The organism is Paenibacillus wenxiniae (assembly GCF_039822605.1).
Classification (GTDB): domain Bacteria; phylum Bacillota; class Bacilli; order Paenibacillales; family Paenibacillaceae; genus Saccharibacillus; species Saccharibacillus wenxiniae.
In genome coordinates this window covers 36,160-51,540 of record NZ_JBCGUH010000007.1, presented here as the reverse complement: position 1 = coordinate 51,540, position 15,381 = coordinate 36,160, and the positions used below count along the sequence as shown (strand labels likewise).

Below are 15,381 nucleotides of genomic sequence, written 5' to 3'. Positions count from 1 at the left end.
TTTGCAGACACGGATGGATCAAGCAGTTCGCTTTGTGTTATACCAGTACAGGACAGCATCAAAGGCGATCTGCTTGTGCCAGCTTACTCTTATATACAATAGCTTTACACGTATCATTGAAATGGTTAGATTCCATGTAGAAAGGGGGTTCGATTATGCGAATTATTTTGACCGGAGGCGGTACAGGCGGACATATTTATCCTGCACTGGCCATCGCTGAGCAATGTAGAGAACAGGGAATCAAGGCTGAATTTTTGTATATTGGCGGTAAACGAGGCCTGGAAACGAAAATTGTACCCGAAGCCAAAATACGGTTTGAATCGATTGATATTACCGGATTCCGAAGGAGCCTGTTTTCGCTAGAAAATATTCGGACGATTAATCGCTTCATTCAGGGTGTGAAAATTTCGAAAAAGCTCATCCGTGAATTTCGTCCCGATATTGTTATTGGCACCGGCGGTTATGTATGCGGCCCTGTCGTTTATGCGGCAGCTAAGCTAGGCATTCCAACGCTTGTCCATGAGCAAAATGCGATCCCTGGCTTAACGAATTTATTTTTAAGCGGATATGCGAGCACGGTAGCGGTCAGCTTTGAAGATGCATTATCTCGCTTCAAGCGTGCCAAGCGTGTGTTGTTTACCGGTAATCCGCGTGCAACGATGGTTCAGCATGCAGACCGTGAACGCGGGCTTGCCTCGCTGGGACTACCTGCTGATTCACAGATCGTACTGATGGTCGGCGGAAGCCGTGGCGCCAGAGCACTCGTAGAGGCGATGGTACAGGCTGCACCGCTGCTGCAACAAAAGCCAGATGTGCACTATGTGTTTGTCACCGGTGAAATTTATTATGATGAGATCTATGAACGTATTGGAGAAGCGGTCGATACGATTCCAACGAATCTGCATATACTACCGTATATTCCGAATATGCCTGAAGTGCTGGCAGCAACATCGTTGTTGATCGGTCGTGCAGGTGCGTCTTCGCTGGCGGAGATCACATCGCTCGGCACACCATCGGTTTTGATTCCATCGCCCAATGTGACGAACAACCATCAAGAAGCGAATGCATTAGCGTTGAAAAAAGCCGGTGCAGCCGAAATGCTGTTGGAGCGTGACCTGAGCGGAGCATCGCTCGTTGCGATTGTGGATCGCATTATGAATGATGAGCAGGAGCGAAAGCGAATGTCGGAAGCATCTTCGATGCTCGGAACGCCGCAAGCCGCATTCCTGCTGCTAGAGGAAATGCAGCGTCTGATCGCTGAGCAAAAAGCAGACAGGCACTAAGCAAAGCTTCTACGGAGTATGAGTGTGCTTGCTGATGAACGGCAGCAAGGGGCTGCACATCTGTCGATTGAACCGAAATACGAATTACTGGAGAACTGCCATGCCTAAGCAAAAATTGATTGTATTACCGAAAAATGAACCTTCTGCCCAGAGCGGATCGTCCTCCAAGCGCAGACGAGGCTTTAGCCCACGCACCAGGTGGATTGTCATCCTGAGCATTTTGTTTGTTGCTGTGCTGGGTATCGTATTCTGGTTTTCGCCAATCGGCAAAATATCGCAGATTACGTTTACCGGCAATGCGTTTACCTCCAAGGAAGATTTATTATCAGCGACACGACTGGCCAAAGGAGACGCCTTTTACGGTACTTCTGTGGGAACGATCAAATCCAGATTGAAGACGATTCCGGCTGTTGAGGATGCGACGATCACAAAGCAATTTCCAGGCAAAATCGATATTCATATTACCGAATATCCGGTAGTTGCGTATGAACTGGCTACTTCAGGCGAGCTGACGGCTATTTTACAAAATGGCACATCTGTACGTGCGGATGATCGCGGCGTAGCTGTAGAGAAGCCTGTGCTCACCCAGTGGGCGGATTACCAGCAGGAGAAGGTTGCGTTATGCAAGGTGCTGGGGACGATCCCGAATGAGCTGACTTCGGATATTTCAGAAATTATACCATCGCCCACTCCATCGTTTCCTGATCGCATCATGATCTATACTCGTTCTCAATTTGAAGTGATCACAAGCATTTCGCTGTTGGCAGATAAAGTGGAGTATTTGAATCAAGTGATCGAGACACAGCCACCAGGAATCATTACGATGCTGGAGGCGGATTCCTATACACCGTTTGTACCGCAGGAGGAAGAAGGCGAGCAAGATGGTACCGGAACACAGTAAAAGCACGCTGCAATTTCGCTCAATTGATCGTTGTACGCATCATTTTGTCCGAAATAGTGCCAGATATGATCTCAGTACTTTCTGTGTAGCCGGAAAAATGCTAGAATAAGTTTGGAAGATATTAAAATTTTGTAAACTTTGAATTCCATAGCGTTCAGCCGTGAACGTAGATCGGTACAATCGTTCTTTTTTCTTTAAACTTTTATAGCTTCATAAGGAATTTAAAGATCATAACAGATATTAAAAAGTTTGCAGAAAAAAGAGGGAAAGTATAGGTCATGTGGAATACTACTGTAGAGAGCAATTGTAAAAAATGTTTTTCGGAAATTGAATTTCCATTTCGATTAAATCTATCGAAAATTAGGGGATTCGCTATTTTATGGAATTTGCAGGAGGTGCCAGGGGCTTGAGCAACAATGACATCATTGTTAGTTTGGACATCGGTACATCCAAAGTTCGTGCTATTATCGGGGAAATTAACAATGGAACCTTTAATATTATTGGAGTTGGATCTGCCGACTCGGAAGGGATTCGCAAAGGCGCAATCGTTGATATTGACCAGACTGTGCAATCCATCCGAAATGCAGTTGATCATGCTGAGCGTATGGTCGGCATTCAAATATCTGAAGTAATCGTAGGTATTTCTGGAAATCATATTGGACTTCAAACGAGCCATGGAGTTGTAGCCGTATCCAACGAAGATCGCGAAATTGGCGAAGAGGATATCGAGCGGGTGCTGAAGGCGGCGGAAGTCATTGCCCTTCCTCCTGAACGTGAAATTATCGATGTGGTCGCCAAGCAATACGTCGTGGATGGACTGGAAGGTATTCAGGACCCACGCGGTATGATCGGCGTACGACTGGAAGTAGAAGCTACCATTATTACCGGGGCTAAAACCTCTATTCATAATTTACTTCGCTGTGTGGAAAAAGCGGATCTGCATATTAAGGATCTGGTGTTAATCTCGCTTGGTGCAGGCCAGCTGGCTTTGTCCAAAGACGAAAAAACAATGGGTGCTGTGCTGGTAGATATCGGCGCTGGCTCATCCACCATCGCTATCTTTGAGGAAGGAGCACTCAAAGCAACTTCTACATTGCCGATTGGCGGTGAGTTCGTTACGAATGATATTGCCTATGGTCTGCGTACTTTGACTGAAAATGCCGAAAAGGTAAAGCTGAAATACGGCTGCGCCCTTGTGGAAGAAGCGGCAGCAGATGTCGTGTTCAAAGTTCAGCGTATCGGTAGCAATGTTGATAAGGAGTTCACACAGCAGGATCTGGCTGCGATTATTGAACCACGTATACAAGAAATTTTTGAACTGATTCGTCAGGAAGTTGTACGGCTCGGTTACCATGAGCTTCCTGGTGGTTATATACTCACAGGAGGGACAGTTTCTATGCCGGGCGTGCTTGAGATCGCTCGCGAGGAGCTGGCAGCTTCTGTACGGGTGGCGGTTCCTGATTATATCGGTGTACGCGATCCTGCCTATACAAGCGGAGTAGGCATTTTGTATAATGTAATCCGTAATATTCGCGGTGGCGGCAGTACGTCAGGTGCAGGCAAAAAAGCACCTGTACGCAACAAAGCCGCATCGACCCCGGAGAGCAGCGCAAAACCGGGCTTGATTGAACGGCTCAAAAACATGTTCAGTGAATTTATCTAATGAAGTTCATTCTAGCGGGAAAAGAGCCATTCATGGACATTGAGGGGGAGATGGGATAGATGTTGGAATTCGATTTTGAAATGGAAAGCCTGGCCCAAATTAAGGTCATTGGTGTAGGTGGCGGCGGAAGCAATGCCGTAAACCGAATGATCGAAAATGGTGTGCAAGGCGTAGAATTTATAACGGTAAATACAGATGCACAGGCACTGCATCTGGCCAAATCCGAACATAAGCTGCAAATTGGTGATAAACTGACTCGCGGACTTGGCGCTGGTGCTAATCCAGAAGTAGGTAAAAAAGCAGCTGAAGAATCTCGCGATCTGATCAGCAATACATTAAAAGGTGCAGATATGGTATTTGTTACTGCTGGTATGGGCGGCGGTACAGGTACTGGTGCTGCTCCGGTGATTGCTGAGATTGCTAGAGAATGCGGCGCACTGACAGTAGGCGTAGTCACACGTCCATTCACTTTTGAAGGACGTAAACGCTTCTCTCATGCTGAACAAGGGATCGAAGCATTGAAGGAAAAAGTAGACACACTGATCGTTATTCCAAACGATCGTTTGCTCGAAATCGTCGACAAAAAGACGCCAATGCTGGAAGCATTCCGCGAAGCGGATAATGTACTGCGTCAAGCGGTGCAAGGTATTTCCGATCTGATCGCTGTACCGGGATTGATCAACCTTGACTTTGCCGATGTAAAAACAATCATGACCGAGCGTGGTTCGGCATTGATGGGTATCGGTGAAGCAACAGGGGAGAACCGTGCAGCGGAAGCAGCACGCAAAGCGATCATGAGTCCACTGCTGGAAACTTCAATCGAAGGTGCACGCGGTGTAATTATGAACATCACAGGTGGCGCTAATCTGTCCCTGTATGAAGTGAACGAAGCGGCTGAGATCGTAACAAGCGCTTCCGATCCGGAAGTGAATATGATCTTCGGTGCGATTATTGACGAGAATTTGAAGGAAGAGATCAAGGTAACCGTCATCGCAACTGGATTCGAGCATAAGCCCGCACAACCGTTGCAGCCTGTACGCCGTCCAGCAGCAACTCAGCAACCACAAAGCTCTAGCGAGCCTGTTGAAGAAAAAGCGCCGAACCCGCGCCAATTCAACAACCAGCAGCAACAGCCAAGTGGCGACCAATTGGACATTCCGACCTTCCTGCGTAATCGTTCCCGTCATAAAAACGACTAGAACCTTGCCTGCGCAGGCATTACAGGTTACGATAAAAGGACTTGTTTTCTGCGGAAAACAAGTCCTTTTTGTTTTTCAATATATCTGCACAGTGGCGGAATGTGCTACATTAATAGATACAGATACCGATACCGAATGATAGAGACAGTGTCATAAACATGGTGTTACTCCGCAGTCGAATGATTACTGAGGCATGTACGCAAACTGTTTTTACTGGAGCAGAAACGACTTTGGTATGGAATAAGGGATGGACTCTAATATCGCGCAGCAATCTATGCAGTAAGAGTATAGTGTAAATTCCTGTGCTCAAAGGTCGTCTTTCCCCTTATTTCCTTCGTTCGCTGCTGGCTACTTCATACGTATATGAGTTTGCTTGCACACTCTGAGGAACAAAGCGTGAACATTTATGTTAAGTACAATAACAATAGATCGTCAGGATCGCGAGGTGTATGATGGAACCGTTTCAAAGTAATTGGAAAGCTGGGACAACGGAGCAGCATCCAGAGTTGTTTTTGCTAAGTGGTGAAGGCTGGGGCGATGGAATACGTGCAGGCTTTACCGGAAGGCGCGGAGGGCTGAGTCAGGCGCCATACGATTCATTTAATCTTGCTTATCATGTGGACGATCAACCGGAAGATGTGCTGGCGAATCGTCGTTTGCTCTGTCAGCAGCTTCGCTTTGACCCTAGCGGCTGGGTATGCGGTGAACAGGTACATAGCAACCGTATCGCCTGTGTAACAGCAGCTGATGCGGGCAAAGGATGGGCTGATCGGGAGAGTGCTTTTCAGGATACGGATGGATTAATTACCGATGTACCCGGTATCCTATTGACTTCCTTTTACGCAGATTGTGTGCCATTATACTTTATAGACCCTGTCAAACGTGTAGTCGGTCTTGCTCATGCAGGCTGGAAAGGCACTGTTGCCAACATTGCGGGGGAGATGGTTCGCGCGATGGAGCGTCAGTATGGAAGTCAGGCTGCTGATCTGCGTGCGGCGATTGGACCATCGATCGGAATGGGGCAGTATGAAGTGGATCAACGGGTAATGGAGCATGTGGATGTTTGGACAGGCAAGCTTGAGGGTAATGGACAAGTGCCTATATACGCCAAATCGGGCGCTCCGGGCAAAACTTGGCTTGATTTAAAACAACTAAACCGTGAATTGATGATTTTTGCAGGAATACAGCCTCAGTATATCGAAGTTAGTGGGTGGTGTACGCACGAACGCCATGATTTATTTTTTTCCTATCGTGCAGATGGCGGCCGTACAGGTCGTATGGCAAGCTGGGCTGGTATAGAAACGGAGTGACTACAGATTGGGATTGCAAGAACGAATCGCTCAGGTCGAGCAGCGCATTCAAGCCGCTTGTGAGCGCAGTGGACGCCAGGCTAGTGACGTACAGATGGTAGCTGTAACCAAATATGTATCGACTGAAAAAACCGGTCAGGTGCTGGATGCAGGACTCCTTCATCTGGGCGAAAATCGCTGGCAAAATGCGAAAGATAAATGGGAAACGTTGCATGAACGTGGGATATGGCATTTTATCGGTCATTTGCAAAGTAATAAGGTCAAAGATGTTATGGGCAAGTTTGAATATATTCATTCGCTTGATCGACTATCGCTAGCTACAGAGCTGGAAAAAAAGGCAGCCGAGCTAGAGCTGATGGTAAAGGTGTTTGTCCAGTTTAATGTATCTGGTGAACAATCAAAGTATGGCCTTGCGCCGGAAGCGGCAGAGGACTTTTTTAAAGCGATACAGCAGATGCCTCATCTGAAAGTGGTCGGTCTGATGACGATGGCTCCAGAAGTCGATGAGCCAGAGCAGACGCGCCCGGTATTTCGAGGATTACGCGAACTAAGAGATCGGTTGAATACACTTGGATTAACGGCAGAGCCAATCGAACATCTGTCGATGGGCATGTCGGGCGATTTTGAGATTGCTGTTGAAGAAGGGGCGACATTTGTACGTCTCGGCTCGATCCTGGTTGGCAAAGAGGAGGATTAACGATGAGTGTAATGAATCGGTTTATGAATTTTCTCGGGCTTCAGGAGGAACAGGAAGTTGTGGAACGTGAGCAGATTATCGAAGAAGAAGTCGATTCTCGTGAAACTTCTCCTGCGGATGCACGTAGAAACAGTAGAGCCAATAATGTCGTCAGTATTCATTCACAAAAAAATGTCAAAGTCATTTTGAACGAGCCACGCAGTTATGATGAAGCTCAGGATATTGCAGATCATTTGCGTTCGCACCGCTCCGTTATTGTTAATTTGCAGCGTGTGCGTACCGATCAGGCGCTGCGTATTATCGATTTTATGAGCGGTACAGTCTATGCACTGGGTGGCAGTATTTCCAAAATCGGCGGTAACATTTTCCTGTGTACACCGGATACAGTCGAAATCGAAGGCACAATCGCTGAAATTATGGGCGACGATTTTGATTATAATAAGATGAGGTGATCGGAAGTTGAGCGTACTTTTTGAAGTGCTTGGTATCGCATACCGAATTTATATGTACATGATTATTATTTATATCCTGCTGTCCTGGTTGCCTAGTGCTCGTGAGAGTTCTTTTGGTCAATTGCTTGGACGTCTGGTTGAACCTTATCTTGCGCCGTTCCGCCGCTTTATTCCGCCAATCGGTGGCGTGCTGGATATTTCGCCGATCGTAGCTCTGTTTGTATTGCAGCTGGCGTTTAGCGGACTGATCTATCTGTTGCAAACGATTTTGTACTGATCTAGTACACATCGTTTGAACATCACGTGAGTAATGGAAGCTAAAACATGGAGCAGACAATAGCAGCACTGTTGATCTGCTCCATGTTTTGGCTTTTTGTTTTGAACAAAAAATATGATTTTAAATAAAGAGTACATTTTTGAAAATAAGTGTGGAGAAAGGTAGTACGGGAGCATGAACAAAAATATTGTTAGTCATTTTCATCCAGATGAACGCGAGTTTGTAGAACGGGCAACCGAATGGATTGAAAATGCAGCGCGTTACCATGAACACAAATTGACCGATTTTCTTGATCCGCGTCAGGCGTATATTTTATCTACACTCGCCGCTCGCGAACCGGATGTGCATATTCGGCTGGATGGGGGTTCAGAGCATGCAGAGCGTAAACGCGCGCTCATTGCGCCGGATTATGCAGATTTGTCGCAGGCGGATATGCAGCTGAACGTGCTGGAAATTACACCGGAAGGACAGCGATTTACCGAGCTGGAACATGGCGATTATATGGGTTCATTGCTCGGACTTGGCATGAAGCGAGATAAGATCGGTGATATTCATGTACTGGACGATGGCTGCCATACCGTTGTTGCAACCGAGATTGCCTCGTATCTTAATCTAAATATGAATCAAGTGCATCGGTTGCATGTGATGACTAGCCTTTTACCGATTGAACAATTGCGTGCTGCCAAGCAGGAGCTGCAAACGATGGAATTATCCGTAGCATCGATGCGACTCGACGGAATCGCCAGCGATGTGTACCGACTGAGTCGCAGCAAAATACTTGTTCCGATCAAAGCTGGCCGTTGTAAGGTAAACTGGAAGCCAGAGGAAGACCCTTCTCATATGCTCAAAGAAGGGGATGTCGTATCGGTGCAAGGAATGGGACGCTTCAAAGTGCTGGAGCTGGAAGGTATAACAAAAAAAGGCCGTTACCGTGTGAAAATCGGTAAATTCGTATAAAGTGTCAGCAGGAATTTAACTGTGCTGTGCTGAATATATATTTAAGAGCCTATGTTGTTTCAATGGAACGACTTCTCGGTGTATATACAAAAGGATCACGGCATGCGTTCGGTTGATTTCGGATCATCGTTATCGTGTCTTTCAGATACGTTAGAGAGCCTCTACAATCGTGCGAACTCAACAATGAACGACGTGTTGCCGATATCTTATCATGTTGTTCGTTTCGGTAGTAAGATGGTGTTCAACGATACTGAAATACAGTATGATAACAATACAAAAGGCAATTCAACGGCCTAATATTATAGGAGGTGTCTATCCATGCCATTAACCCCGCTGGATATACATAATAAAGAATTTTCGCGTCGACTGCGTGGTTATGACGAAGATGAAGTGAATGAGTTTCTGGATCAAGTTATTAAGGATTATGAAGGACTCATCCGCGAAAACAAAGATTTGCAAAACCAGTTGCTTGCTGTGCAGGAGCGTCTGGATCATTTTGCTAATCTGGAGGAGACGCTGAGCAAAACGATCATCGTTGCCCAGGAAGCAGCAGATGAGGTGAAAAACAACGCCAAGAAAGAAGCTCAACTTATTATTAAAGAATCCGAGAAAAATGCGGATCGTATTATTAATGAGTCGCTGTCGAAGGCGCGCAAAGTGTCGATGGAAGTGGAGGAACTTAAGAAACAGGCTTCCATCTACCGTACTCGTTTCCGTACACTGGTTGAAGCACAGCTTGAGCTGCTTGGTCAGGATGGATGGGATGCCTTGGAAAATCAAACACGTGAGCTGGAGCGTACAAGCAGTGAGCGGCAGGAGCGCAATGAGCGCGACCGTGAGCAGTGGAACCGCGAGCGGCAGGATGAACGCGAACCAGAAGATAATCGTTCGGCAAGTGGCGACCTGTACTAAGCTGAACGGTTTTTCGTGAGCAGCCTTGTGCAAAGGTTCCATACACAGTTTGGTTATCGTTAAGATCAGCAGTGAATGACAGTGGACCGATGGATACAGGTCGCTTGCAAATGGTTGACATTTTGCGGTCAAAGCGATATAAATATTTTATGACTATGACGTTTTCTTAGAAGGCGTCACTTATGAACGACTCGGTGACAGGAGCATGCTTTTGTCCCGAAGTATAGTTGCATACATTCTATGATGGGGCCAGTACAGGCTATGATCGTTTTTAGAGAGTTGGCGGCTGGTGCAAGCCAATAAACGATGAGCTATGGAAGATCTCCCCGGAGAAGCGCGGCTGAACCCCTTTAGTAAGCCAAGCCGGATTGCCTGCCGTTATCAGGGCGCCGCATACATTGTGCGGGCATAAGTGTCATTTTGATATCAGGATGCGTCTGTTTGATGTAACAGAGCTTCATTCCTTACGGATCAAGATGAAACAAGGGTGGTAACGCGAGCAACCTCGTCCCTTTCCAGGGACGGGGTTTTTTTGATGTTTTGGCGAGTAATACGGCGTTTGACACATTGGGGTAATCGGATGGCGAACAGTCATCATGCTGCACGGACAGATTCATCATGGTCCAAAATAAAGATCCGAAATCAAGAAAGGATGGGAAACATGCAAAGAGTAGATGTCAAAGAGAAAGCACGTGCACGCGATTTGCGCATGCTGAACAAATGGAAAGAGGAGCGTACATTTCAGCGCTCGATCGAGAACCGCGAAGGGAAGCCGAACTTCGTTTTTTATGAAGGGCCGCCAACGGCGAACGGTAAGCCGCATATCGGTCATGTACTCGGTCGCGTAATCAAAGACTTTATCGGTCGTTATAACACGATGAAGGGCTATCGTGTCGTGCGTAAAGCAGGCTGGGATACACACGGTCTGCCGGTCGAACTGGGCGTACAGAAAAAGCTCGGTATCTCACACAAATGGGAGATCGAAGATTACGGCGTTGAGAAATTCATCAACGAATGTAAAGCGAGCGTGTTTGAATATGAGCAACAATGGCGCGATCTGACGGAAGCCATCGGCTACTGGACCGATATGGATCATCCGTATATCACGCTGAATAACGGGTATATCGAAAGTGTATGGAATATCCTCGCCACAATCCATGATAAAGGACTGATGTATCGTGGACACCGTGTAAGTCCATACTGTCCTTCCTGTCAGACGACACTCAGCTCGCATGAAGTCGCACAGGGCTACAAAGATGTAAAAGACCTGAGTGCGACAGCAAAGTTCAAGCTGCACAGCAGCGGTGAATTTGTACTGGCATGGACGACCACACCGTGGACATTACCATCCCACGTTGCACTGGCAGTGAATCCAGACATGGAATATGCACGTGTTCGTCAAAATGACGAAGTGTACATCGTTGCCAAAAATCTCGTCGAAAAAGTAATGGAGCCAATCAAAGCCGAATACGAAGTATTGAGCACATTGCCAGGTTCTGAACTGGTCGGTCAAACCTATGATGCACCATTTAACTATATTCAGGCGGAAAAAACGAATATCGTGCTGGGCGCAAGCTTTGTTACCGATGCAAGTGGTACAGGTATCGTGCATATGGCACCTGCACATGGTGAAGATGACTATCGTGTATGCCGTGAAAATGGGATCAGCTTCGTTAATTTAGTCGATCTGGAAGGTAAATTCGTACCACAGGTAACTGACTTTGCCGGACGTTTTGTAAAAGATTGCGATGTCGACATCATCAAATATTTGTCTGAGCATGGCACACTGTTCAGCAAAGAGCGTTATGAGCACAGTTATCCGTTTTGCTGGCGTTGTGATACACCACTGCTCTATTATGCAATGGACAGCTGGTTTATCCAGACAACAGCAATCAAAGAACAACTGATCGCCAACAACAATGATGTAACCTGGTATCCAGGACATGTGCGTGAAGGGCGTTTTGGTAAGTTCCTTGAGGATCTGGTGGACTGGAATATCAGCCGTGATCGTTACTGGGGTACACCGCTGAACGTGTGGGTATGCGAAGAGACAGGCGAGCAATTCGCACCGCATAGCATCGCTGAACTGCGTGAACGTGCTATCGGTGACGTGCCGGAAGATCTGGAGCTGCACAAGCCTTATGTAGATGAAGTGAAAGTACGCAGTTCTTGCGGACAATATGAAATGAAGCGTACACCGGAAGTGATCGATGTCTGGTTCGATAGTGGCTCGATGCCGTTCGCTCAGCAACATTATCCATTTGAAAACCAGGATGTGTTCGAGCAACAATACCCTGCCGACATGATCTGTGAAGGGATTGACCAGACGCGTGGCTGGTTCTACAGTTTGCTGGCTGTATCGACACTGCTGACAGGTCAAGCCCCATACAAAGCCGTTATGGCGACTGGGCACGTGCTGGATGAGAGCGGACAGAAAATGTCCAAATCGAAAGGTAATGTTATCGATCCGTGGGAAGTGATCGAAGAATATGGCACCGATGCATTCCGCTGGGCGCTGCTGTCGGATAGTGCACCGTGGAACAGCAAACGTTTCTCCAAAGGCATCGTCGGTGAAGCGAAGTCCAAGCTCGTCGATACACTAGTGAACACCCATGCGTTCCTGACGCTGTATGCAACGATCGATGGGTTTGATCCGGCGGAGCATCCATTCCAGCCGTCTGCACACAAGCTGGATCGCTGGATCGTATCCCGTTTGAACAGCTTGATCATCGTAGTGGACAAAGCGCTCGCTGTAAATGATTATCTGAACTCGTCCAAAGCGATTGAAGCTTTTGTCGATGAGTTGAGTAACTGGTACATCCGTCGTTCCCGTGACCGCTTCTGGGGCGCTGGACTGACGGAAGACAAGCTGGATGCGTATCGCACACTGACTGAAGTGTTGTTGACGACAGCGAAGCTGCTGGCACCGTTCACACCGATGCTGGCGGAAGAAATCTATCTGAATCTGAGCAATGGCGAGAGCGTGCATATGGATGAATATCCGGTAGCCAACGAAGCGTTAATCGATGCTGAACTGGAGCGCGATATGGAAACCGCTCGCCGCATCGTTGAACTGGCACGTAATGTGCGTAACGAAACAGGCATCAAAAACCGCCAGCCGCTGTCTGAGCTGATCGTATCGCTCGACAAAGACTTCGATCTGGCAAGCTATGAAGAGATTATCAAAGACGAGATCAACGTGAAAGGCATCCGTACTGAGCATGATGACGCTGGTTTTGTTGATTTTAGCTTCAAGTTGAATTTGAAAGTAGCGGGTAAGAAATATGGTAAAAATGTCGGCTTCCTGCAAAACTTTTTCAAAGAGATGACGGCGGAAGAAACACGCCATGTTGTACAAGCAGGCGTGCTGAATATTACGTCGCCAGAAGGTGAAGAACTGCACATCACGAGTGAAGAACTGCTAGTAGAGAAAAAAGCGAAGTCTGGCTTTGCATCCGCATCCGGTTACGGTCTGACGGTTGCACTCAATACCGATATCACACCAGAGCTGGAGCAAGAAGGCTGGGTACGTGAGGTGGTACGTACGGTACAGGATTACCGTAAAAAGCTGGATCTGCCAATCGAGAAATACGTGCATCTGACGCTGAATGTAAGCGACGAGCTGCGCGCAGCGATCGAAGCATTTGATAGCGTACTGCGTGAAAATGTACTGGTGACCGATGTGACCTTCGGTGAAGTGGAAGGTATGGAGCAGGTAGAGCTGGTCGGACAAAAAGCAGCGATTCACGTTTCTTGATGAAATGACGGCAATAAAAAAGGATGTAAGTGATGAAGTGAAAGAAGTAATCATTTATTTCAAATGATCCAGTGAAATAAACGATCATCCTAGGTCATCTGTTTGAATTGATCATATTCTGTTTGAATCGATCGTATTGTAATAGCCCACTGTTTGATGCATAGCCTGTCGTTATCCGCCATCCATCGAAGTTGATGAATGGCGGATGGTGGCAGGTTTTTATTTTATGCGCTAGAAATGTTGTTAATTTGCAAATGTATGTACAGGATAAGTTGGCTTTTAACACGGTTCGTTCAATAGACGCACTCTGCCCCCTATGCTACAATAAGAAAAGCTGTGTTTACGATGCAATCGGACAAAATGTAGGGTGCTCCGCTGCCGCCGGCACAGGGATTGAACAAACAGGGTGGAGGATGAACGTGATCTATTATGTAATTGCGCTCGTGGCTATTATTATCGACCAGATCAGTAAATATTTCGTGGCAACACGAATGGAGCTGAGAGAGCAAATTCCGGTGATTGGCGACTTTTTTCTGATTACATCGCACCGGAATCAGGGAGCAGCCTTTGGGATTTTGCAAAATCAGCGCTGGTTTTTCATTGTTATTACTATCGCAGTCGTTATTGCACTTGTATGGTACATTCAAAAGGTCAAATCTCGGCCGGATAAGCTGCTGCCTGTTGCATTATCGCTTGTGCTCGGCGGAGCGATCGGCAACTTTATAGATCGTCTACGCATGGGAGAGGTCGTCGATTTCTTCCAGTTTAATTTTGGCAGCTACACGTTCCCGATTTTCAACGTTGCGGATTCATGTATCGTGGTCGGGGTGGCGTTAATCATTTTGGACGCAATTATCGATATGCGCCGCGAGAAGAAGTAGTGTGCCCGCAGGAAAGAGGAGAAGAAGAAGTGAGTAATCATGAAAAAGAACAACACGCATCACATGTAGAAGAGCAGGAAAGCCAGTTGCTGGATTCCGCGTTGGTAGATGAACTGTCGGATGAGGAAGAAACAGAGCTAGCGACGCTCGATTGGACGGTTGATGCAGCGGATGCAAAGGCACGTATCGATAAATATATTACGGATCGCATGCCTGAAGGCATTTCCCGTTCACAGATTCAAGGCTGGATCGTCGATCAGCATGTCACTGTGAATGGACAGCCGGTGAAGGCGAATCGTAAGCTAGCTGAAGGTGAGACAGTAAGCGTCAATGTGCCTGGTCCTTCCGCAACAGAGCTGCAACCGGAAAACATCCCACTCGATATCGTCTACGAGGATGCCGATCTGATCGTAATCAACAAGCCGAGCGGTATGGTGGTACATCCAGCTGCCGGTCATTATTCCGGTACGATGGTCAATGCATTGATGTATCATTGTACCGATCTGTCAGGCATTAACGGCGAACTGCGCCCAGGTATCGTGCATCGTATTGATAAAGATACGAGCGGTCTGCTGATGGCAGCCAAAAACGATAAAGCGCATGCGTCGTTATCTGCTCAGCTTAAGGATCACTCGGTCACACGTAAATATATCGCGCTCGTGCACGGTAATGTTGAGCATGATCATGGTACGATTGATGCGCCGATCGGACGGGCATCGCAAAACCGTAAAATGTTTACCGTAACGGAGAAAAACGGCAAGCACGCGGTGACGCATTTTGCTGTAAACGAACGCTTTGGTGATTTTACAGTAGTCGAATTGAGACTGGAAACAGGACGTACTCACCAGATTCGCGTGCATATGAAGTTTATCGATCATCCGCTTGTAGGCGATCCGATGTATGGACGTGTACGGGCGAAAGCTTCATTTGTCAAAGGACAGGCGTTACATGCGGCAGTGCTTGGATTCGTCCATCCGACGACAGGTGAGTATTTGGAATTCCATGCTCCGCTTCCGGAAGATATGGAGCAGGAACTGTTTGCACTGCGTAATCGTTGATTGGTTATGACAGTTGCTTGAATGGTAGCAAAGC

Annotated in this window: 13 protein-coding genes and 1 other annotated feature; all 13 genes read left to right on the top strand. The window is 47.1% G+C overall.

The annotated features are described in order from the left end of the window. The first annotated feature begins 155 nt into the window (after window positions 1-155). The 13 genes from murG to AAHF22_RS13945 all read left to right on the top strand — a co-directional run bounded on the left by murG (window position 156) and on the right by AAHF22_RS13945 (window position 15,347). Complete coding sequence (gene murG, locus AAHF22_RS14005) at window positions 156-1,283, top strand: undecaprenyldiphospho-muramoylpentapeptide beta-N-acetylglucosaminyltransferase (protein WP_347325646.1); 1,128 nt, start codon at window positions 156-158, stop codon at window positions 1,281-1,283. A gap of 100 nt (window positions 1,284-1,383) precedes the next feature. Continuing rightward, on the top strand, window positions 1,384-2,184 hold the full coding sequence (locus AAHF22_RS14000; protein WP_347325645.1) for a cell division protein FtsQ/DivIB: 801 nt from the start codon (window positions 1,384-1,386) through the stop codon (window positions 2,182-2,184). Between the two features lie 406 nt (window positions 2,185-2,590). Next, on the top strand, window positions 2,591-3,847 hold the full coding sequence (gene ftsA / locus AAHF22_RS13995; RefSeq protein ID WP_347325644.1) for a cell division protein FtsA: 1,257 nt from the start codon (window positions 2,591-2,593) through the stop codon (window positions 3,845-3,847). A gap of 59 nt (window positions 3,848-3,906) precedes the next feature. Next, the gene (gene ftsZ, locus AAHF22_RS13990; protein WP_347325643.1) at window positions 3,907-5,046 is read left to right on the top strand and encodes a cell division protein FtsZ; all 1,140 of its coding nucleotides are present in this window, start codon (window positions 3,907-3,909) and stop codon (window positions 5,044-5,046) included. Window positions 5,047-5,498: 452 nt separating this feature from the next. After that, window positions 5,499-6,356 (top strand): peptidoglycan editing factor PgeF, encoded by an 858-nt coding sequence (pgeF, locus tag AAHF22_RS13985; RefSeq protein WP_347325856.1) that lies wholly within the window; start codon window positions 5,499-5,501, stop codon window positions 6,354-6,356. 7 nt (window positions 6,357-6,363) lie between these two features. Then, a complete protein-coding gene (locus AAHF22_RS13980) occupies window positions 6,364-7,053 on the top strand; it encodes a YggS family pyridoxal phosphate-dependent enzyme (protein WP_347325642.1) in 690 nt (229 codons plus the stop codon). 2 nt (window positions 7,054-7,055) lie between these two features. Further along, window positions 7,056-7,505, top strand: coding sequence for a cell division protein SepF (locus tag AAHF22_RS13975; protein WP_347325641.1), 450 nt, complete (start codon window positions 7,056-7,058; stop codon window positions 7,503-7,505). A 7-nt stretch (window positions 7,506-7,512) separates the two neighbouring features. Next, a complete protein-coding gene (locus AAHF22_RS13970; RefSeq protein WP_347325640.1) occupies window positions 7,513-7,782 on the top strand; it encodes a YggT family protein in 270 nt (89 codons plus the stop codon). A 174-nt stretch (window positions 7,783-7,956) separates the two neighbouring features. Next, window positions 7,957-8,739, top strand: a complete 783-nt coding sequence (locus AAHF22_RS13965) for a YlmH family RNA-binding protein (RefSeq protein WP_347325639.1) — start codon at window positions 7,957-7,959, stop codon at window positions 8,737-8,739. A 318-nt stretch (window positions 8,740-9,057) separates the two neighbouring features. Beyond that, a complete protein-coding gene (locus AAHF22_RS13960) occupies window positions 9,058-9,651 on the top strand; it encodes a DivIVA domain-containing protein (protein ID WP_347325638.1) in 594 nt (197 codons plus the stop codon). Between the two features lie 231 nt (window positions 9,652-9,882). Continuing rightward, window positions 9,883-10,167 (top strand) — a binding site (T-box leader). Between the two features lie 145 nt (window positions 10,168-10,312). After that, the gene (gene ileS, locus AAHF22_RS13955) at window positions 10,313-13,408 is read left to right on the top strand and encodes an isoleucine--tRNA ligase (protein ID WP_347325637.1); all 3,096 of its coding nucleotides are present in this window, start codon (window positions 10,313-10,315) and stop codon (window positions 13,406-13,408) included. Between the two features lie 419 nt (window positions 13,409-13,827). Continuing rightward, window positions 13,828-14,289, top strand: coding sequence for a signal peptidase II (lspA, locus tag AAHF22_RS13950; RefSeq protein ID WP_347325636.1), 462 nt, complete (start codon window positions 13,828-13,830; stop codon window positions 14,287-14,289). Window positions 14,290-14,402: 113 nt separating this feature from the next. Then, the gene (locus AAHF22_RS13945; protein ID WP_371834073.1) at window positions 14,403-15,347 is read left to right on the top strand and encodes an RluA family pseudouridine synthase; all 945 of its coding nucleotides are present in this window, start codon (window positions 14,403-14,405) and stop codon (window positions 15,345-15,347) included. Window positions 15,348-15,381 lie beyond the last annotated feature (34 nt).